The sequence below is a fragment of the Streptomyces sp. NPDC006733 genome (assembly GCF_040636125.1).
GTDB lineage: Bacteria > Actinomycetota > Actinomycetes > Streptomycetales > Streptomycetaceae > Actinacidiphila.
Window position 1 is genome coordinate 136,020 of sequence record NZ_JBEYJD010000019.1, and the last position, 19,519, is coordinate 155,538.

Genomic DNA, 19,519 nt, shown 5'->3' on the forward strand with positions numbered 1-19,519 from the left:
CCCCAGCAGCACCGATCGCCGCTGTCATGACCGTGCGGAGGCTTCCGGTGTCGAACCGGCCGGCGGCCGCGTTCAGAGGGTGATGACGACCTTGCCGTGCGCGTGTCCCTCCTCCAGGTACCGCATAGCGTCGGCGACCTTGCTCAGCGGGTACGTCCTGCCGACGACCGGATCAAGCTTGCCCGCCTCGATGAGCTCCGCCAGGTACCGCAAGTCCCTCTCGCGCTGCACGGACATGAGCCCGCGCAGCTTCTGGCGCACGAAGGGGGACAGCAGCATCGCCCGGAGCTGGCGGTCCGAGCCCTGCAGCCATCGCCCGCCGCCCTCGGCCCCGACGATGACGAGGGTCCCCTCGGGGGTGAGGGCGCGCCGCAGCAACGACAGGGGGCGGTTGCCCGCCGTGTCGAGGATGAGGTCGTAGTGCCGGGTGCCGTCCGCGAAGTCGTCCTGCGTGTAGTCAATGACCTCGTCCGCCCCGATGGAGCGGACGAGGTCGGCCTTCGTCGTGCCGCACACCCCCGTGACATGCGCCCCGAGCGCCTTCGCCAACTGCACCGCGAACGTCCCCACACCCCCTCCGGCCCCGATGACCAGGACTTTCTCGCCGGGTTGAAGCTGCCCCTGGTCGCGAAGGGCTTGCAGGGCGGCGACTCCGGAGCCGGGTACGGCCGCGGCCTGCTCCGCACTGAGGTGCGCCGGTCTGGGTATGAGGCGGTCCTGCCGAGCGCACGCGTACTCGGCGAAGGCGCCGTCGCACGTGCCGAAGACCTCGTCGCCCGGCCGGAACCGGGTCACGCTGCCGCCGACCTCCTCCACGCTCCCCGCCACGTCGATGCCGCGCACGCGGGCCCGGGGTCTGCGCAGTCCGAACCCGAAGAACCGGATCAGGTACGGTTTGCCGGTCATGACGTGCCAGTCTCCGATCCCGGCGCTCGCGGCATGCACGCGCAGCCGGACCTCCTCGTCGCCGACCAGGGGCTGGTCGATGTCCCTGAGTTCCAGGACATCCGCCGATCCATAGGCGTCCTGGACAACAGCCCTCATGGTGTGTCTCCTGCGTCGTCCGGTCCGTTGTCCGGGTACTGGAAAACTTCGCTGAGCGGCACCCGGAAGGCATGGGCGATCTGGAACGCCATCTCCAGGGAGGGCGAATAGCGGCCCTGTTCGATTGCGATGACGGTCTGTCGGGTGACACCGATGCGGTCCGCCAGCTCTGCCTGGGTCATCTCGGCGTTCGCGAACCGCAGGCGCCGGATGTCGTTGGTGACCTTGGTCGGTTTCCCCACGGCTAGAACCCCCGGCGGTAGGTGCCGAGCTTCACCGCGGTCCCGCAGAGCGCGGAGAGCACGAACGCCAGATAGATCGCATTGGCGATCCAGAAGTGGTCGAGCTCCGCCATCGTCAGGCCGAGCGCAACCAACACGCCCGCGGCGAGAACCATGCTGCCGATGTACTCGCCATGCCGGTGGATCTCCCTGTCCCGCTGGTCGGTCCTGCCGGCCTCGGTGGGCCAGGCAGCGGCGATCACAAGGTGACCGACGACCGATGCGACGGCCGCCGCACCCACCGCCAGGATCATCGGCAGGACGTAGGCGACCGTGCTGAGCGGGACGCCCTGTGCCCTGTCGAGGATCACCGCGAGGTAGCCCGCGTAGCCGCCGATCGCGACCACGGCGTAGACCCAGGCGTTCTTCTCGTCGTATGACATGCCATGAATGTATGGCAGAGCTGACACGATGTCTATCGTTCTTTACATCGGCAATGTGGCCGGGCTGTGCGTGCCGATCTCGCTCCACGGAGGCCGAATCGCAGAACGGCAGTAGTCAGAACCTGGCAGTCCTCCCGGCAGCGCGTCCCCCGCGCCCGGCCTTCGCGGCAGCGCCACACCACGCCCGGTGCGCTCTCCCCGGCGAGCCGGGCGCACCGTCCAGACGTCTAGGCTTCACACAGTGGCTGTCGCAGCCTCAGGCTCGTGCCTCAGGAGGCCGCGACGAGGAGCGTGCAATTCTCCCGGGCCAGCGATCAGGGACGTCCCGGGCGCACCGCGCCGGTAGCCTGGCGCCGCAGCATCTCGATCCGCTTCTCGGACGCACGGGGGTTCAGGCCGGTGAACGGGGATACCCAGGACGGCTCCGTCCCCGCGATCCCACCAACCCGGTGCTTCATCAGCCACCCTCCGGCGCGACGCTCAGGTCCTATCGGGGCGTGGCGTCCGACCGAGAGGGGGGATCCTCGTCGCGGCCTTCCGGAGTGAAGGCGTCGCGGCAGGCGAGGATCACCGACCATGCCTTCGTGTCGCGCCGCCGGGACGCGGCGAAATCCTAGCCGGCGAAGACCAGCGGCTCACGACAGCCAGGGCAGATGCGCTTTTGGGCCGGCCACGCGCTGTGCAGCGGGCGTGTGCAGGTGGGTGGTGCGGCGGCCGGTGACGTTGTCGGCAAGGGAGTCGCACCGGGCCCACAGCCGGGGACGGCCGGCGTGCTCGGTCGCGTACATCGAGGTGTCGGCAGCTCGCAGTGCCTGCGCGAAGGCGTGGTGGCGGGTGGAAGCAGCGCCGATGGACACCGCGGCGGGCAGGTGTCGGCCGTCCCACAGCGCAGAACGCCCACGTCCACAGGACCCATCCGGACAGGGAGCACCCAACCGAACTCACCGAGCACGATCCCTGCAGCTGGTTGGCGCCGGCCGTGGCCGCATAACGTTGGGCGGAACCTGGCGGGCAGAGCGCGAGTGGGGTCCACGCCGGCTGCCGCACGGCCTGTGCCGGCTCGAAGGGCCAGGCGGCGTCGTACTCGGTGATCGCCATGGTGCACACGCGCCTCGGGAGCCCTCGGCGTTGACACGCCCACGACTGTCGGCAGCGCCGGCACTCGGCGGCGGGTGGTATTGCGTGGAGGCATTGATGGCGGGGCGACGTGCACGAGGTCGCGGCCGGCAGTGCCGAGCACCTGGTGGGCAGGCGATCGAGTGTGCTGCTTGCACCTCACGCGACGTGAGGCGTCACGGTGGAAACCGGAAGCGGGAAGGAAAGGAGCGGCGAAACGATGGGCTACTCCGTGGGAGAAGTCGCGGGATACGCCGGCATCACCGTGCGCACCCTGCACCACTACGACGAGATCGGGCTGCTCCGCCCGGTCGGCCGCAGCTACGCGGGCCACCGACGGTATGACGACGCCGACCTCGACCGGCTCCAGCAGATCCTGTTCTACCGGGAGCTCGGGTTCCCCCTGGACGAAGTCGCTACCCTGCTGGACGACCCCGCTGCCGATCCCTCAGCGCACCTGCGCCGACAGTACGAGCTGCTGTCCGCCCGGATCAGCAGTCTCCGGGAGATGGCCGCCGCCGTCGAACGAGCTATGGAGGCGAAGAAGATGGGCATCAACCTCACGCCCGAGGAGAAGTTCGAGGTCTTCGGGGACCACGACCCCGAGCAGTACGCGCAGGAGGTCGAACGCCGCTGGGGCGACACCGACGCCTACCGGGAGTCTCAGCGCCGGGCCGCCTTGTACAGCAAGCGGGACTGGCTGCGGATCAAGGAGGCGAACGAGGAGTGGACCCGGCGTCTGATCGCGGTGATCGATTCCGGCCAGAAGGCCGGTTCGGAAGCCGCGATGGACCTCGCTGAGGAGCACCGGCAGCAGATCTGCCGGGTCCACTACGCGTGCGGCTACGAGATCCACACCGCTCTCGGCGAGATGTTCGTCGCCGACGAGCGCTTCCGCCACAACCTCGACAAGGACAAGGAGGGCCTGGCCGCCTTTCTACAGGAGGCGATCCTGGCCAACGCCGCCCGCAACAGGTGAACCGGAGCGCGGAAGCCCGGCCGCAGGGCTACCCCGGCACCAGCACCACCGCCGTGCCGTACGCGCACACCTCGGTACCTACGTCAGCGGCCTCCGTCACGTCGAAGCGCATCATGAGAACGCCGTTCGCCCCACGGGCGCGGGCCTGCTCGACGAGTCGCTCCATCGCCTGGTTGCGGGTCTGCACTAGGGTTTTCGTCAGGCCCTTCAGCTCACCGCCCACCATCGACTTGAGCCCGGCGCCGATCTGGCTGCCCAGGTGGCGGGAGCGCACGGTCAGCCCGAACACTTCGCCGATCACCTTCTCCACGCGGTAGCCGTGCGCTTCGTTCGTGGTCACCACCAGGACATCAGCCTGGTCGGACTGGCCGCCACCGAAATCTTCGATACCCATGAAGGAAACAGTCGTCCCTGTGGACGACCTCCGCACTCCGGACTGCTCCGGACGTGCCCGGGACTCCTCCAGCCGCGGCTGCTCCGCTGGAGCCAGGAAGATCCGGCGGCAGGTGTTGTCAAACCAGATCCGCCAGCAGGGCCACCCGGTCACCGGGCATGGATGTCGCCTGGCGCCCCAGCGTGCCCGAGGGCGGGCATCGCGCCCGGCAAATCAGGGGCCTGCCAGCGTTGCGTCGCCTGGCGGTTCCGGCTGCCCCGCGCGGCTGCGGGAACCGGTGATGATCAGGGGAAACGATGCTGACGATCCATCCGGCCAGCCGGTACGGTCCGCCGATCCGGCAGGCATCCCCACAACGCCGCGATGATCAGAAGGCACCCATGGACACGGCCTACAGGGCGGTCAGCGCCGCGGCGTAGTCCACGAAGGAGCTTGCCGGTGCCGATGGGCGACGGTAGCAGCTCGGCGATCACGCCTGGCCCCGAGGACGCGGTCGCGTACTCGCGCCGCCGTCCTCTGTGCGGCGCTCACCGGGAACGGGCGAGCCGGAACCCGAGGTTTGATGGCGAGGGTAGGGCGGCTCTTACGGCGGCACGACACTCGGCATCCCCGGGGTTCGTCGAAGAAGCCGCCCCCGCGGAAGACGCGGTAGGGGCCGTAGACGCGAGGGTCGTAGACGTCCCAGCACCACTCCCACACGTTGCCGATCATGTCGTGGAATCCCCACGCGTTCGGCGCGCGCAGCGCGACGTTGTGCAACTCGCCCTGGGAATTGCCTCGATACCAGGCGATCGCGTCCAGGTCTCCGTAGCGGGCCTCCACCCGCCCGGCCCGGCAGGTGAACTCCCACTCTGCCTCGGACGGCAGGCGGTAGCCGTCGGCCTCCCCGTCGCAGACCACGTCCTCCGCGTCGCGGCTGTCGCCCAGCGTGTAGCACGGAGTGAGGCCGGCGGCCTGCGAATACCGGGTGCAGAATCAAACGGCGTCCAACCAGGAGACCTCGGTCGTCGGGGTCTGTGGGCCTGCGGAGCTCGGCGGCGCCGTGTCCAGCACTGTGGTGTGAAGCTCGCGGGTGACCGGGGTCGGTGCCAGCCAGAAGGCGGCCACCTCGATCGACCAGTCCGTCCTCGTGCCTTCATCCCGCAGGACGATGGCGCCGGCGGGCAGGTCGATCACCGGATCAACGGACAATCGGCACGGCATTGCTTGACGGTTCATCGCAGCCGTACTCCTGCACAGTCGGTTCGTGTCCGCTACGTGTGAACACCGTCAAGGCATCCGCACCGGGCGTCGCGGACTCCCGGTCTGTTCAGCCGGGCGACGGGGGGAGGCCGGACCGGCTGGATGTGCTCCGGTCGCTCCGGTCGGCCGCGGGCCGGGGGTGGCTGCTCGGGTGCGGGCAGTCGGCGGGGTGGGCGCCTTCCGGAGGTCTCCAGGGATCTTTTCGGCTGGGCCGAAGCACTACAACTCGGCCTGCCCGGGACTGGGTTCGTTGTGTCGCGGGGTGACCTGGGGCGGGGCCGTGTGCGTCGTCACTCACTGCGGGCGTGCCGTCCGGAGCCGGTAGGTGCAGGCAGGCGTTGCCAAGACCCTCCGGGAATCAGGTGTCGCGGCCCTTGCGGGTCGGCTCCATCGACCCGTTCGGCATCGATTCCGTGCTGATCACCTCTTCGCTGGGCATATCGCGCTCTGCGTCTGCGACGACACGCCGCCCGAGGAATTCAACGACGCATCTGTGATGATCGTCGAACACGGTGCCTTCGCGTTGGAGAACATGCGCAGCTGGCCACGATCGCGGAGATGAGATCGGAGGCGCGCACCTCACTCGGCAGACGCCTCGGCGGCGGCCGTGTCCTGGTTGTCGGGCAGGCAGGCCGGACGGAACCGGCACACTGTGCGGCCGCCGGGTGTGGTCTCGGTGGTGGGGACGTCCTCGGCACCCGATCCGGCGATGGCGGAACGGCCTGCACCAGGATTCATTCGGCAGCACGCTATCCGGGGCGGGCCGTCGCGCTGATCGATTCCTCGTCCGCCCCGGTCTCGGGATCAGATGGTGGTCACGATCGCGCGCAGCCGCTCGTCCTCACGGATGATGCTGTTCGCGACACCTGAGTTGACGATGCGCCGGTCCTGCTCGGCGAGCTGGGCGACGCGCAGGCGCTGGTGGGTGCTCAGGGCGGTGGCACCGAGGACTTGGAGAGCCTCGCAAGCGCCGGAAATGTCCGCTCCGGTTTCGGCGGAGTGGAGGGCCGCCTCGACGAGTTGGCCAAGGTCGACGACGTTCGGATCGGTGATGGCGAGCAGTGCGAGGGCGGCAGCAGGGGCCTTCTCGGGGTCAGCGAGCAGTTGTTCAAGTCGGGGGATCAGGGGCCGGGCGGCCGGGCCAAGGAAGGCGGCGGCGCGGATGGCGCGGATGGCGGTCCACCGGTACCGGAGCTGGTTGCCGGTGGTGCGGTCGAGGACGGAAGCCAGGATCGTGACGGCTTCCTCGTCGGCACCGTCGATCTGCCACAGGGCGGTGGCGATCGCGATGTTGGTGTCCAGTTGCGGGGTGGTCGGCTCAACGTCCTGGCTGACGGCTGTCCGCAGGGCGGGGAGTAGTCCTACGGCCCTCGCGCCCAGGGCAGCGGCGGCCTGGGCGGCCTCGGCGACGTCGCGCGGACCGGCGCTGAGCGCCGTGGTGACGCCGTCGAGCAGAACGTCGCTCTCGCCGGTGAGGTCGTGGTGGGCCCGCGCCACCATCAGCGACTCGGCGGCGGCACGCAGCACGGCGCCGGCCTGATCGCGCTCGGTCTGCGGGCCGGCGGCTGCCACGGCGGTGATGGCGGTGGCCGCGTACGGGAAGCGGGGCAGCGCGGCGTACAGCTCGGGCAAGGCCGCAGTGGCCTGCGGGCCCCACTGACGCAAAAGGTGGACGAGGGCGGCGGTCTCGTTGTTGCCGAGCCCGTCTGCGGCCAGGCGTGTGCGGACCGCGGCGAGCAGGGCCGGGTCGAAGGGGAAGGCGGGGGCATGGAAGTCTCCTGCCGCGTCGAGCGCGCGGGGCCGCCGGTCGAGGTTCCGGGCCAGGAGCGGGGCGGCCTGTCGGGGCGCGACCCGCACGAGCACGGCCAAGGCCCGGTCAGCCGCCTCGTCATCGGGTTGGGCGGCGAGTTCGGCGAGGGCGGGCGCGGCCTGGGCGGCGGCCGGGCCGAGCTTGCCGAGCAGGGTTGACGCCGGGTACTCGGCGGCGAGTGGGGCGATCGCCGGGACGAGTCGAGTGGGAGCGCTGCGGGAGAGGTAGCAGGCGTGATCGGCCGCGGAGAGCGCTTCGGCTCGCACCTCGGGGCGGCCGTCGCGCAGGGCGGAGTCCAGCAGGGCGAAGGCGGCCTCGCGGTCTGCCGTGGTCTCGCGGCGCAGCAGGCTGTCGACGATCGCGTGCAGCGGCTCTCGGTGGCGCAAGCTGTACCGGTCGATGGTGACTTCGCGGGCGGGCAGCAGGCCGAGCGCGGCATTGTGGTGGGCGTCGGTCCACGGCTCCCCGGCGGCCAGAGCGACGAGGAGCGCGGCCAGGCGCAGCGGCGCGGGCGTGTCTGTACCGAGCAGCGCGCGCGTCTCGAGGGCGGCGCCGGCCAGGTCGACCCGGCCGAGGGCGATGAGCAGTTCGGCCCGGACATCGGGATCGGCCTCGGCCGTCCACCGGCTTTGCAGGGCGGCCAGGGCGGCCTCGGGATTGCGGGTGTGGCCTAGCGTCCAAGCGGTGAGCAGCCGGACGTTCACGACGGCATGCGTCAGCAGCGGTATCAACAAAGGGACGTAGGTGACCACGGCGGCCCGGACAGCGCCTGGAGCGATCTTCCATTCATCCTCGCTCTCGGCCATTCCGCCGAGCAGGCAGAGGACTTCGGTCGCCCCGGGCCCGGCAGCAGCGGCGATCCGGGCGAGGTACGGGACGGCGTCCACGCTGGCGGAATACACCGTGCCCTGGTGGAGGATGCACGAGTACAGCTCGGAGATCGCCTCCTCGGCCTCCCCGCCGCCCTCGGTGAGGGCGCGCAGGAGGTCGGGCAGATCCTCGGCGGGGCCGTAGGCGTGCGAGACGGAGGCCCAGGGATGGGCGTCGAGGCCGGCGAGGGCGTCAGCGGGTTCCATGGGACCGATCCTCGCAGCTGGGTCCGACAGGACGGTCAGGGCCTGTCGCCTGTGGCGGCCTGCGTCAGCGTGCATGCTTCGTCCCCTTGGGGACCGTGCGTCCGCGCGGCGATCCTCGCCCGCATGTTCAGCACCACATCAAAGCCCCCGTCCAGTGGCTGCAATCATCAGCCGATAACTGCCATGGCGTAGTACGCGGTCGCCGGGTCGGTGTCGGCGGTGTGGACCAGGACGGGTTCGCCGCCCAGTATCCGCTAGCGCCGGGCGGCGCTCGTGCCTTTTGGTGTCCCGGTCTCCGGCGCGGGGGCGGGGCGGGTGAACCGAGCCACGGTGACTCTCCCTTGAGGGGTTGGTGGATCAGGCGGCCGGTCCGTGGGCTGCGGGGGGAGGGGCGTAGGGGGAGGGGTCGGCGGGCGCGCCCTCGAAGCACTTCACGCAGGACCCCAAGCTTTTGAGAGGTATCGGCGGGGTGTATTTGTTCCGCAAGTGCCGTGATGCAGGGCCCCGTACGCACCATTGCGTTACTGGTGGGAGCAGTCATCGAATGCGCCTGGTCCTTATGAGTCTCCAGCCCCAGCAGGGTCGTAGGGCTCCTTCCCCCGGCCTCAGGAGCCCCGATCGCACCAGAGCGAGGCACGGTTCCTGGACCGTTCGGGGATGCGGTCGTGGAGTTCGAAGAGCCCATCAGCCCACCCGGAGACCGACCGCCAGCGTCAGCTCGAGGACTCGCTGCGGGGTCCCGAGGTCGGGAAACAGCTCCCGGACCTGGGACATCCGGTACCGGACGGTCTGGGGGTGGACGAACAGCGCCGCTGCCACCTCGTCCCGCCTGCCCTGATGCAGCAGCCACTCCCGCAACGTCTCCTCAAGGCGTCGCGCGGTCGTGGTGGGCAAGGCCAGCAACGGTGCGAGGGCTCGGGCACGCAGGTCCGCGAACGCGTCCGCGTCGGCGCTCAGTACCAGCTCGGGCAGGTGGTCCTCGGTGTCGCGGATATCGGAGGAGAGGGAGCGCGCGCGTACGGCTCGTGCGTACGAGGCGGACGCACGCGTCCATGGCCGGGCCGGGCCGACCACGGCGGTGCGGTCGGGCAGCTGCCTCAGAAGATGTGCTCGGTCGGCATCGGGGACGAGCAGCACGCCGAAGGCGTCCGGCAGATCGTCGAGGATGAGGGTGCCCGGGTCGAGCGCGCGGTAGGCGGGGCGGGCCTGGGCGGCGGGCAGCAGGACTGCGGTCAGTGAAAGCGGCGGCTGCCACCCGGCCCGCCCGGCAGCGGCAAGGAGCGCGTCGGGGCTCGCGCCGGTGAGAAGGTCGCGGGCCAGTTGTTCCAGGTGGCGCTCGTGGGCGCGGCCGCGGGCGGCCAATTCGTCGGCGTGGCCCGCGGCGCTCGCGGCGGAGAGCTCGTCGATGTAGGCGAAGGTCAGCTCGGCGAACTTGGCGACCTCGGCGGCGGGCAGACCTGCGGGCACGGCACCTGCGGCCAGGCCTCGCCAGGCCACGCGGGCGCCGACCCGGTAGGCGCTGAGCAGGGCGTCCATCGAACGGCCGTCGCGGACCTCGCCGCGGCCCAGTTCGTAGGCTGCGTCGCTGGCGTCGCCGCCTGTGGCGTTCCCGCTCGCGAGGTCCAGGTACAGGCCCAGGGCGGTGCGGACAGCGCGGCGGATGGTGGAGCCCATGCGTCCCGAGAGGGCGTTGGCGTAGGGAGGGACCTCGTCGATGATCGCCTGGACGACCTCGTCGGCGGTGGTCCTCAGCGCGGCCCGGAGCGCGGTGACCGTCGTCTCATCGAGGATCAGTTCGCTGGCCCTTCGGATTGCGTGATTCATATTTTGTTCCCTGTGAACAAATAGACTGCCCAGATTCACATCCTACGGACAGGACATTACCCCCAGAGGTGCATCAAGCTGGGGTCATGACGAGTACAGCCCTCCGCGGTAGGGCGTGGAACCTGCTGGGGATGCTCACGACGCCGCTGCTGCCGTCGGACTACCTCGACCTGATCAGTCCGCTGCGTGCGGGTGCCGACCTGCGAGGGCGCATCGAGGCCGTGCACCCCGAGACGGGCGACGCCGTGACTGTCGTGATCAGGCCGGGGAGAGGCTGGCGCGGCCACACAGCCGGTCAGTACGTGCGGATCGGGGTCGACGTCGAGGGGGTGCGCCTGTGGCGTGCATACTCGGTAACCTCGCCGACGGACCGCCGGGACGGCCGGATCACCATCACCGTGAAGGCGATCCCGGACGGCAAGGTCAGCAATCATCTGGTCCGCAAGGCGACACCGGGCACGCTGATCCAGCTCGACCAGGCGACCGGTGACTTCGTGCTGCCGGAGGCCAAGCCCGCCAAGGTGCTCTACCTTACGGCCGGCAGCGGCATCACGCCGGTGATGGGCATGCTGCGCGACATCGAGCTCGACGACGTCGTCATGGTCCACTCCGCGCCACGGCCGCACGACGTGATCTTCCGCAACGACCTGCACCACCTGGTCGCGGACAGGAGGCTGCGGCTCACCGAGCTGCACACCGACACGGACGGCATGCTCGACATCGCCCGTCTCGACGAACTCGTGCCGGACTGGGCCGAGCGCGAGACCTGGGCTTGCGGGCCCGCCGGCCTGCTCGACGCCGCCGAAGAGCACTGGACCGAGCACGGCGTCCCAGAGCGTCTGCACACCGAACGCTTCCGCCCCAGCATCGTCGTCGCCGGCGACGGTGGCGAGGTCACGTTCGGCACCACCGGCAAGACCGTCGACGCGGACGGCGCCACGCCGTTGCTGGACGTCGGTGAGGAGGCCGGCGTGCTCATGCCGTCCGGGTGCCGCATGGGCATCTGCTTCGGCTGCGTCACGCCGCTCATAGCGGGCGCTGTCCGCGACCTGCGCACCGGCGAGATCACCGAAGCCGAGCCGGGCGTCCTCATCCAGACCTGTGTGTCCGCCGCGGCGGGCCCCTGCTACATCGAACGGTAGGAGCGCCTTGACCGCCATCGACCCCACCGCCCACCTGACCGCGGAGCAGATCGAGGAGCTCGGCCGCGAGCTGGACGTGATCCGTGACGAGGTGATCTCCAGCCGAGGTGAGAAGGACGCCGCCTACATCCGCAAGATCATCTCGGCTCAGCGCAGACTCGAACTGGTCAGCAGGGGCGTCCTGCTGTTCTCGATCTTCCCGCCCGCGTGGCTGATCGGCACCGTCGGCCTGTCCGTGGCGAAGATCATGGACAACATGGAGATCGGCCACAACATCCTGCACGGCCAGTGGGACTGGATGCGGGATCCGAAGATCCACTCCACCACCTGGGACTGGGATCATGTCTCGCCGGCCGAACAGTGGAAGCACGCGCACAATGAGTTGCACCACACGTACACCAATGTGATCGGCAAGGACAACGACCTCGGCTATGGCATCATGCGCGTCGACGAGGACCAGAGGTGGCACCCGTTCCACCTCGGCCAGCCGCTATGGAACCTCATCAACGCCTGCTTCTTCGAGTACGGCATCGCCGCCTACGATCTGGAACTCGGCAAGAACCTGGGCAAGCGCCGCCGCAAGGACCCGGAGTTCCGCGCGCGGGCCAGGGCCGTGGGCCGCAAGATCCGCAAGCAGGTACTCAAGGACTACGTGATCCACCCGCTCCTTTCGGGCCCGTCGTTCCCCGCCACCCTCGCCGCCACGTTCACCGCGAACCTGGTCCGCAACATCTGGTCCCACTCGGTGATCATGTGCGGGCACTTCCCCGAGGGCGTGCAGGTCTTCGAGCGCCGGTCGATCGAGGGCGAGACGCGCGGTCAGTGGTACCTGCGCCAGATGATGGGCTCGGCGAACATCAGCGGCAGCAAGGCCATGCACTTCATGACCGGCAACCTGTCGCACCAGATCGAGCACCACCTGTTCCCGGACCTGCCGAGCAACCGGTACGCCGAGGTCGCGGTGAAGGTGCGCGCGTTGTTCGAGAAGTACGAGCTGAAGTACGTCACGGGGCCGCTACCCAAGCAGGTGTACTCCGCATGGCACAAGGTCTGGCGGCTCTCGCTGCCGAACAGGAAGCCCGAGGCCACGACGCCGGACCGTGAGCTGGAGCTCATCGCTTCCTAGGGTTGTTGTCAAACGACTGTCGTGATTGCCAATGTGACGTCGTAGCACCGCCTGTCGCGCTGCCGGCCCGCGGTGGTCGGCAGCGGTCGCGATCGTGAGCACTACGTGGGTGGGCTGCGCGGGGCCTTCGGCCTGATGGCTGAGGCCGGCCATGGGGCGCGGGCGTGGATGCACCCGTCTCCACCGGCAAGGCGACCTCGGTAGCTGAGACCCTGACCTGCCCTCACCCGCTGTACGACGCTGCGTTCGCCGCACAGCGGGTCCGACTCGAGATTTCCGGACAGCAGCACAGCGGTCTCACCGGTAGCGTTCGATGAGCGCGTCGCCGATCGAGGCCAGGTGGGCTCGCAGGGGCGCAGGGCCGGTCACTTCGAGCCATGCTACGAGTCCGGCGAGTTCGCCGGCGAGGGTGTAGGGGTCGCGGCCGCGGATCACGACCTGGATGCGGCCGTCGGCCGTGGTGCCTCCCACGTCGAGCCGATCGCCGAGTCCGATCCGCGGGATGCCGATGCCGTGGGGTGTGCAGAGCGCCTGAACCTCCAGGGGTGTTCGTTGGCGGTCGAGCTCGTCGGCGATCTGGCGCCAGCTGGTGGCGAGGTCGAAGTCCTCGGGCCGGTTCACCGGATCGTCGGTCGGGTTGGCGGAGGACACGCCCAGGGCGCAGTGTTCGCATCCTGGGGTTCCCCCATAGAAGGCTTCACCGTCCTGTGCGCGCGTTTGGGAATTTCCGCACGCCAAGGGGGTTGGCGATGTCCTGGTTCTGGTTATCGGGCATGTGGCCGCAGACGGCCTGCCATGTGTCGTCCGGGTCCTTGCCTACAGGCCGCCCGAACCGGAAAGGCTCCTCGCGGTTGGAGACTCGTTTCGTGTCGTCGGCCTCGCGACGAAAGGGCTGTCCGGACTCTTGCTCCCCGGGTGGTTCTGCAACCTCTTCATCAAGAGCCATTATGTGGCTCCCGCGACCGGGTTCTGCCGTGTCTCGAGGTCGATCTCCGGGACGTACTGGCGGATCACGCGCCCAGCGATCCCCTTGCAGAAGGTGCTGTCGCAGCGGACGGTCCAGGCATGCTGGGTCAGCTGGACGGTTTCTAGGTCGACGCTGAGCGACCTCACCGCAAAAGCAGACCGTGGGAGGTGACCGAGGTGTGTTGACCCGTGGCGCAGGAACCGCTCCGGGTGCGGTTCCCTTCGAGGGGTAGATGAGCACGGACGACGAGCGTCCATGTTCAAGGGAGCCTTCCTGAACCTGTGCCAGGACGAACTCCGCTTCAGCGTTCTCCTACACGGTCCCACCGAGCGCTCGATATCCCTGCTCTGACGCTTCCACAGGGCGGTCAGGTTGTGTTCGCAATACGGACCGAAGTTCAGAGGCCCGGCGAGATCCCGGTGCAGGTCTGCCTGGCTCGCGATGGGTGCCCTGTCAAGGGTGACGCCCATGGTGCTTCACTCCTTTGGCCAGCTTGGCGACGCCACGAAACTCCCGACGCCCTTGCCGATGTCGCGGAGGTCGTCTCTGCCGGGCACGACGGGCGCTGGCTCAGTGGAGGCTTCTTTCACTGGATCAGTGTTACCGCAGGCGGTGGGATACTGAACGTGAATCCGCGGTGTCGGGGTCTGCCGGGCAGTGGGCGGGGCCCGACTTGCGGGTTCCGCACGACGGGAGCACGAGGATGATGTCTACGTGATTCGAGACTTGCCGCCGTTGCCGCGGCCCCGGTACGCCGTGGCCCCTATCGGCTGCTCGCCGCGGGTGCCCGCGGAGATCGCCGTCGACCTGGGGCAGGCCGGCGTGCCGGCGGGACTGATCGGTTACGAGTACCGACCGCTGGCCGAGGCGGCAGTTCTGGACGGGTTCGGCGAGTGCGGGGTGGTCGTCTTCGGGTCCTGCAGTGTGTTCGGGCTGATCGGCGTCGATGCGGCTTCGCGCCTCATCGTGCACATCCCCAGCACCGAGGCTCCGGACGTCAACCACGTGAACCGGGACCTCGGGGCCTTCCACCGGTGCGTGGCAGCCGTCATCGCCCGCTTCCCGTTCTACGACGAGGGTGAGGCGGAGAAATTCGACGAGGCGGCGGACGATCTGCGCGAGCTCCTCGTCGCCCTCGATGACACCGCGCTGGCACACAACGGGTTCTGGGAGACCCTGTGTGACGACGTCGCGATGGGCGACTACGCGAACTGGTAGGGCTGAAGTACGCCAGCACTCCAGTTTTGGTGTGCGTCGCTGAACGCCCGCGGGGCTCTCGGCAAGGATCGCGATGGAGTCAGAACTGGGCTAGAGAGATCAGTATGGAACTCACCCAGATACGTCTGATGGTGTCCGACTTCCCCGCCGTCTATCGCTTCTATCGGGACGTGCTCGGACTCAAGCCGCAGTTCGAGGCTGGGAGCGGCCCGTACGCCAAGCTCAGCCCCGATACCGGGCACGCCGCGATCGCGTGCAGGACCGGGCGCAGATGGGCGGCGTGCTGGGGCGATTGGGGGCGGAGCCGGAGGGATACCGCTCGCTGGTGGTGCTGCGGGTGGACGACCTCGACGCCGCCCATGCCGATTTCACTTCGCGGCGGGGCGCAGTTCACCCGGGATCCAGGCCCGATGGGCGACCGGATACGAGTCGCGTACCTGGAGGATCCGGAAGGGAATCTGATCGAGCTCCAGGAGTGGCTGGCGCCGCTTGAGCAGGCTGGTACCGGCCGGGCGTAGCGGCGTCGCAGCGGGGTCGGTCTGCGACGAGTCCTCGTTACGAGGACCGGGACCGGACGGGTGGCCGTCGGGCCGCGCTGCGGTCGGTGAGCGGCCGGGCCGGGGGTGGACCTGCTGCGGACATGCACGACACGGCCAAGAGCCCCTGGTAGGGCGGGAGGTGTCCGCGTTTCAGTCCTACCAGGAGCTCTCGCGTCCGTCCCGCCTGTCTGCCTGTGCCGGGTCCGCCCCGCCCGTGACCAGGCTGCGGCGGAGCCGGCTGTCGGGCCCGCCCGTCCTCACCGATGGGGGGACCAGCAGGGGCGATTGTCCAGCGCGACCTGCCTGCACCAGCCAATACGCGAGGCAGAAGCGGCCGGCCGGAGAAGCATCCGCGCCGATGATGCTCGACGCGATCTCCTCTGTCGTGCGCGGCGGCAGTTGCCGCGCCAGCTCCGGCCACCGACGACGAGGTACGCGGAATCCACCGGCGCCGGGTGCGCGACGGATCATGGCAGCGCCTCCACGACGCTCTGCGCGATCAGGTACGCGTACGTGAGAACCGCAAACCCTTGCCCACCGCAACGGCGATCGACCTACACCCGGTGCGCGGAGCTGACACGGCACCTACCGGCAGTCGCGGGTATGACGGCGCAAGGGGCCCAACGGGCGCAAAGCGGCACGTAGCAGTCGACACGGGCGGCCTGCCACGCACCGTGCTCGCCACGATGGCCGGCCTTCAAGAGAAGGAGGTGGCCATCCGACTGCTGACCCCGCCCGCGCCCCGCGTGCGGCACGATCACAGTGGACCAGGCCGACAAGGCATCCCGGGCGCCTCGTGACCTGGCCGACGGCGGACCTGAACCACCCTGCGGAGGTGAGCAAACGCACCGACGACATGAAAGTCTTCGTGGTGCCCCCACCTGGTCGGGTAGTCGAGCAGACTTCCGCGTGGATCGACAAGCACCGCCGCAGCGCCCATGACTACGAGACTCGTCCCGGGCGCTACGAGCCCAGGTCCGGTCGTTGCACCATCCAGTGGCAGGGCACCCCCCGCTCAAGGCGCCATCAGCTCTCCTGCGTCGCCCTCAGGACACGGGCCCTGGTGAGGCCGGCCGGGTAGGGCAGGGCGCGGCAGAGGCTTTCGGCGTGCGTCAGCGGGGTGGCTGCTGCTGGGGTGTCACCGAGGGCGTGCAGGGCTGCGGCGTGGGCCAGCAGCGCCTCCACCTCGGCGAGGCGCTCGCCGCTGGCGGCGGCCCTGGCGGCCTCGGCGGCGGCGACCGCTGCGGCCTCGGCAGGGCGATCGGCGGCGAGAAGGGCGCGCGCGGCCAGGTCGGGGGCGTGATGGGCAGTTTGCGCGGTTTCGCCGGTGTGCAGCGCCAGTTCGGCGCTGGCGCGGAACACTTCGCGCTGGGCCTGGCGGTCGGCGGAGCGGTCGGCCGCTTCCCTGGCCCGTTCGAGGAGTCCGGCGACGCGGTCGACCCGGCCGGTGCGCAGCAAGACTCGGGCGTGGGCGGTCAAGGCGTACGGCAGGGGCCAAGCGTCCTCCCAGTCCGCGCTCGCCACGGCGGCCTCGGCGAACGCCGTTGCGGTGGCGAACTCCTCAAGGAGCAGGTGGAGTTCGGCGAGATTGAGCTGTTCGAAGGCCGTGGCGGCAGGATTGCTGGACTGCTGGGCGTGGTGGAGGGCCTGGCGGCCGAAGCGGACGGCGTCGTGCAGGCGGCCGTGCCGGCGGGCGTTCTCGCGCAGGGTGGAGAGCACCGAGCCGAGCAGGACGGGGTCGCCGTACGCCTGGGCAGGAGCGAGGGCCCGGTCGCCGGCCCGCCGGGCTTCGCCGAAGCGGCCGGCCAGGCCAAGGTTGACGGCCTGCATGGCGTAGGAACGAGCTTGCAGGAGCTGGCCGGTGGGGCCGGAGAGGCCTTGGGCGGGATTCTGGGCGCGGCGGGCGGCACGATGGCCCTCCTCGTGGCGGCCGCCGAGCATGAGGAGGGTGGAGTGGGCGAGGTGGTATAGGGCGCGGGCCTCCGGGCCGGATGCGGCCTGCGGCGGGTGAGCGTCCAAGACGGCGGCCGCCTGCCTGTGCTCGCCGGTCCGGGCAAGGGTTTCGGCGAGGTGGGCGGCGGTGGTGACGGTGTCGTCATGGTCTCCACGAGCGGTGAAGTCGGTCAGGGCGGCGCGCAGTGTCTCGGCGGCGCGGCCGGGTTCGCCCATCCGGCGCAGGACCTGGCTGTGGGCGAGGCGGGCACGGGCGGCGTCGATGTCGAGGCGGGCGACCAGGTCGCGGTAGTAGCGGTCGGCGGTGTCGTTGGCGTAGAGCGCGGCGGCGCGTTCGGCGGCGCGGCGCAGGTAGTCGGCGGCGCGCGGGTCGTCGGCGCGGGTGAAGTGGGAGGCGAGGGTGTCGACGGCGTCGGGGCGGCGGCGTTGGACGGCCTGGGCGTAGGAGATGTGCAGTTGGCGGCGGCGGACGGCGGAGAGGCCGTCGTAGCAGGTGAGCCGGACGAGGGGGTGGCGGAAAGCGAGTCCGGGTTCGGCGCGTCCGGCGATGACGACCTGGCGTTCCTCGACGAGGGCGGCGCCGATGGCGTGTTCGACGGCGTCGGCTGCGGCGGCGCCGGCGACGGGCGGGTGCAGGCCGTGCTCGGCGACGTCGAGGAGTTCGGCGAGGGCGGCTTCGCCCCCGACCACCGACAGCGCCTCGACAAAGCGGCGGGCGTGCGGGTCGAGCCGGATGAGGCGTTCACCGACCAGGTCGCGCACTCCGGCCGGGGGTCGGTTCCGGTCGCTGCCGGGGCCCGTTTCGCGGGCGAGTTCGAGGGCGAACAGCGGGTTGCCGAGCGAGAGTTCCCAGACATCGGGGCGGGCGGCGCGGCCGGTGGCGTCGTGGACGGCGGCCAGCACGGCGGCCTCCCCCAGCCGTCCCAGCTCCTCCTTCACGGCCAATTGCTGGCGGAGCAGGGCGGCGACAGACCGGCGGCGGGCGTCGCCGTCGGGGAGCTCCTCCTCACGGTAAGTGGCGAGGAAGCGCAGCAGGGTGCCGCGGTCGTGGGCGCGCCGGGCGAGGTGGCCGAGCAACTGGTAGGAGCCGCTGTCGGCGGCGTGCAGGTCGTCGAGGACGACCAGGACGGAGCGGGTGGCGGCGAGGTCGCCGAGCAGGGCGGCCCCGGCCCGGAAGAGGCGGTCGCGCTCCTCCTGCGGGCTGCGGGCGGCACCGGTCGGCACCTGGCCCAGCGAAGGCAGGAAGGCGGCGAGTTCGGGGTACTCCGCGCCGACCCTGGCGCGTTCGGCGGGGCCGTGCTCGGCGAGCCAGCCGTCGAGGGCGGCGGCGAAGATGCCATAGGGGGTGTGGTCCTCGGCGTCCTGGCCGCTGCCCCACAGGACGGCGGTGCCGCCGCCGGCAGCGCGGCGGGCGGCCTCGGCGGCGAGGCGGGTCTTGCCGATGCCCGCCTCGCCAGTGAGCAGGCGGACGGGCGGCCCGGCGGGGGCGAGCAGGCGGCCGAGTTCCTCCTCCCGGCCGTGCAGCGGGGCGGGCGCGGCGCTGCGCAGACGGGCGGGGAGTGCTGCGGGGGCGGGTGCGGGTGCGGGGGCGGCGGCGAGGGCGGCGCGGTGGAGGCGTTCGGTCTCGGGGCCGGGGCGGATGCCGAGTTCGGCGTCGAGCGCTTCGCGGCACTGGTGGTATTGGAGCAGGGCGCGGCGGCGCTGTCCCTGGCGCAGGCAGGCGTCGATGAGCAGGCGGTGGGCGAGTTCCTCGGCTGGGCTGGTGGCGAGGACCTGTTCGGCGCAGACGGCGGCGTCCTCGGGGCGGTCCTGGTCGAGGTGGGCGGCGGCGAGGCGGAGCAGGAGCTGTTCCCGCAGCCGGTCGAGCCGGGTGCGGCGGGGTTCGGCCCAGTGCGCGTAGCGGTCTTCGGGAAGTAGTTCGCCGGTGAACTGGCTGATGGCGCGGGCGAGGTGCTCGGCCCGCCCGTCGGCGAGGGCGTCCTCGGCGGCCTGTTCGGTGTGGTCGGCATCGATCCAGACGGCGGCGGGGTCGAGCAGCAGCAGTCCGCCGTCGGCCTTGAGGTAGGAGGAGATGGCGCGGGGGGCGAGCTCGGGTTCGAGGGCGTGCCGGGCGGCGTGCAGGGCGACGCGAAGGCTGCCGGCGGCGGCGGACGGGTCGGTGTCGGGCCAGCAGGTCTCCATGGCCTGTTCGCGGTGCAGACGGTGGCCGGGGGTGACAGCGAGCAGTTTGACCAGGATGCGGGCGCTGGGGCGGGGCCACCGTTCGGCCAAGGGTGCCCCGGTGTCACGGACCGCCCGGAATCCGTCGAAGAGGTAGAGGCGCAGTGCGGGTGGTGCCGTCCGTCCGGCCTTTGGTACGCCCATCAGGCCGATAACGGTACACGAACAGGCCCCGGTGCCCCGCAAGCCGCCGACCAGGGGGGCC

16 protein-coding genes and 2 pseudogenes are annotated in these 19,519 nt (G+C 70.4%); 6 read left to right on the forward strand and 12 right to left on the reverse strand.

All coding sequences use genetic code 11. From position 1 onward, the window contains the following. Positions 1–72 precede the first annotated feature (72 nt). From ABZ721_RS18880 to ABZ721_RS18895, 4 genes are all read right to left on the reverse strand, one after another. Positions 73–1,044, reverse strand: coding sequence for an NAD(P)-dependent alcohol dehydrogenase (locus ABZ721_RS18880; protein ID WP_358789749.1), 972 nt, complete (start codon positions 1,042–1,044; stop codon positions 73–75). Beyond that, on the reverse strand, positions 1,041–1,286 hold the full coding sequence (locus tag ABZ721_RS18885) for a helix-turn-helix transcriptional regulator (protein ID WP_358789750.1): 246 nt from the start codon (positions 1,284–1,286) through the stop codon (positions 1,041–1,043). The genes ABZ721_RS18880 and ABZ721_RS18885 overlap by 4 nt, the downstream gene beginning before the upstream one ends. A 2-nt stretch (positions 1,287–1,288) precedes the next feature. Next, positions 1,289–1,708 carry a hypothetical protein gene (locus ABZ721_RS18890; protein WP_358789751.1) on the reverse strand — a complete coding sequence of 140 codons (420 nt, stop codon included), beginning with the start codon at positions 1,706–1,708 and terminating at the stop codon, positions 1,289–1,291. 635 nt (positions 1,709–2,343) lie between these two features. Next, the gene (locus ABZ721_RS18895) at positions 2,344–2,565 is read right to left on the reverse strand and encodes a hypothetical protein (RefSeq protein WP_358789752.1); all 222 of its coding nucleotides are present in this window, start codon (positions 2,563–2,565) and stop codon (positions 2,344–2,346) included. A gap of 479 nt (positions 2,566–3,044) precedes the next feature. Here ABZ721_RS18895 and ABZ721_RS18900 point away from each other — a divergent pair, with 479 nt between their 5' ends. Next, entirely contained in the window at positions 3,045–3,803 is a 759-nt protein-coding gene (locus tag ABZ721_RS18900; protein ID WP_358789753.1) for a MerR family transcriptional regulator, read from the forward strand. A gap of 28 nt (positions 3,804–3,831) precedes the next feature. On the opposite strand, the gene ABZ721_RS18905 is transcribed toward ABZ721_RS18900, so the two are convergent. From ABZ721_RS18905 to ABZ721_RS18930, 6 genes and pseudogenes are all read right to left on the reverse strand, one after another. After that, a complete protein-coding gene (locus ABZ721_RS18905; protein ID WP_358789754.1) occupies positions 3,832–4,197 on the reverse strand; it encodes a YbjQ family protein in 366 nt (121 codons plus the stop codon). A 527-nt stretch (positions 4,198–4,724) separates the two neighbouring features. Then, a pseudogene (locus ABZ721_RS18910) lies at positions 4,725–5,400 on the reverse strand (SUMF1/EgtB/PvdO family nonheme iron enzyme). Positions 5,401–5,797: 397 nt separating this feature from the next. Continuing rightward, the gene (locus ABZ721_RS18915) at positions 5,798–5,950 is read right to left on the reverse strand and encodes a hypothetical protein (protein WP_358789755.1); all 153 of its coding nucleotides are present in this window, start codon (positions 5,948–5,950) and stop codon (positions 5,798–5,800) included. Between the two features lie 68 nt (positions 5,951–6,018). Then, positions 6,019–6,177 carry a hypothetical protein gene (locus ABZ721_RS18920; protein ID WP_358789756.1) on the reverse strand — a complete coding sequence of 53 codons (159 nt, stop codon included), beginning with the start codon at positions 6,175–6,177 and terminating at the stop codon, positions 6,019–6,021. A gap of 66 nt (positions 6,178–6,243) precedes the next feature. Further along, complete coding sequence (locus ABZ721_RS18925; protein ID WP_358789757.1) at positions 6,244–8,325, reverse strand: hypothetical protein; 2,082 nt, start codon at positions 8,323–8,325, stop codon at positions 6,244–6,246. Between the two features lie 684 nt (positions 8,326–9,009). Next, complete coding sequence (locus ABZ721_RS18930) at positions 9,010–10,149, reverse strand: helix-turn-helix domain-containing protein (protein WP_358789758.1); 1,140 nt, start codon at positions 10,147–10,149, stop codon at positions 9,010–9,012. 86 nt (positions 10,150–10,235) lie between these two features. Here ABZ721_RS18930 and ABZ721_RS18935 point away from each other — a divergent pair, with 86 nt between their 5' ends. Further along, positions 10,236–11,291, forward strand: a complete 1,056-nt coding sequence (locus ABZ721_RS18935; protein WP_358789759.1) for a ferredoxin reductase — start codon at positions 10,236–10,238, stop codon at positions 11,289–11,291. Positions 11,292–11,298: 7 nt separating this feature from the next. Next, entirely contained in the window at positions 11,299–12,417 is a 1,119-nt protein-coding gene (locus ABZ721_RS18940) for an acyl-CoA desaturase (protein WP_358789760.1), read from the forward strand. A gap of 297 nt (positions 12,418–12,714) precedes the next feature. Here the strand turns inward: ABZ721_RS18940 and ABZ721_RS18945 are convergent, their stop codons facing one another. Next, positions 12,715–13,068, reverse strand: coding sequence for a WYL domain-containing protein (locus ABZ721_RS18945; protein WP_358789761.1), 354 nt, complete (start codon positions 13,066–13,068; stop codon positions 12,715–12,717). A 1,030-nt stretch (positions 13,069–14,098) separates the two neighbouring features. Between ABZ721_RS18945 and ABZ721_RS18950 the strand changes: the two genes are divergently transcribed. The 3 genes and pseudogenes from ABZ721_RS18950 (at position 14,099) to ABZ721_RS18960 (ending at position 15,941) form a co-directional block, all read left to right on the forward strand. Continuing rightward, positions 14,099–14,602 (forward strand): SUKH-4 family immunity protein, encoded by a 504-nt coding sequence (locus ABZ721_RS18950; RefSeq protein WP_358789762.1) that lies wholly within the window; start codon positions 14,099–14,101, stop codon positions 14,600–14,602. 104 nt (positions 14,603–14,706) lie between these two features. Beyond that, positions 14,707–15,120: pseudogene (locus tag ABZ721_RS18955) on the forward strand (VOC family protein). A gap of 476 nt (positions 15,121–15,596) precedes the next feature. Further along, entirely contained in the window at positions 15,597–15,941 is a 345-nt protein-coding gene (locus tag ABZ721_RS18960; RefSeq protein ID WP_358789763.1) for a transposase, read from the forward strand. A 226-nt stretch (positions 15,942–16,167) separates the two neighbouring features. Here the strand turns inward: ABZ721_RS18960 and ABZ721_RS18965 are convergent, their stop codons facing one another. After that, the gene (locus ABZ721_RS18965) at positions 16,168–19,458 is read right to left on the reverse strand and encodes an AAA family ATPase (RefSeq protein ID WP_358789764.1); all 3,291 of its coding nucleotides are present in this window, start codon (positions 19,456–19,458) and stop codon (positions 16,168–16,170) included. Positions 19,459–19,519 lie beyond the last annotated feature (61 nt).

What these genes read in the sequence shown, in the direction of transcription:
- ABZ721_RS18880 (WP_358789749.1), bottom strand. Translation starts at nt 1,044, where the DNA reads ATGAGGGCTGTTGTCCAGGACGCCTATGGATCGGCGGATGTCCTGGAA.
- ABZ721_RS18890 (WP_358789751.1), bottom strand. Translation starts at nt 1,708, where the DNA reads ATGTCATACGACGAGAAGAACGCCTGGGTCTACGCCGTGGTCGCGATC.
- ABZ721_RS18900 (WP_358789753.1), top strand. Translation starts at nt 3,045, where the DNA reads ATGGGCTACTCCGTGGGAGAAGTCGCGGGATACGCCGGCATCACCGTG.
- ABZ721_RS18905 (WP_358789754.1), bottom strand. Translation starts at nt 4,197, where the DNA reads ATGGGTATCGAAGATTTCGGTGGCGGCCAGTCCGACCAGGCTGATGTC.
- ABZ721_RS18920 (WP_358789756.1), bottom strand. Translation starts at nt 6,177, where the DNA reads ATGAATCCTGGTGCAGGCCGTTCCGCCATCGCCGGATCGGGTGCCGAG.
- ABZ721_RS18925 (WP_358789757.1), bottom strand. Translation starts at nt 8,325, where the DNA reads ATGGAACCCGCTGACGCCCTCGCCGGCCTCGACGCCCATCCCTGGGCC.
- ABZ721_RS18930 (WP_358789758.1), bottom strand. Translation starts at nt 10,149, where the DNA reads ATGAATCACGCAATCCGAAGGGCCAGCGAACTGATCCTCGATGAGACG.
- ABZ721_RS18935 (WP_358789759.1), top strand. Translation starts at nt 10,236, where the DNA reads ATGACGAGTACAGCCCTCCGCGGTAGGGCGTGGAACCTGCTGGGGATG.
- ABZ721_RS18965 (WP_358789764.1), bottom strand. Translation starts at nt 19,458, where the DNA reads ATGGGCGTACCAAAGGCCGGACGGACGGCACCACCCGCACTGCGCCTC.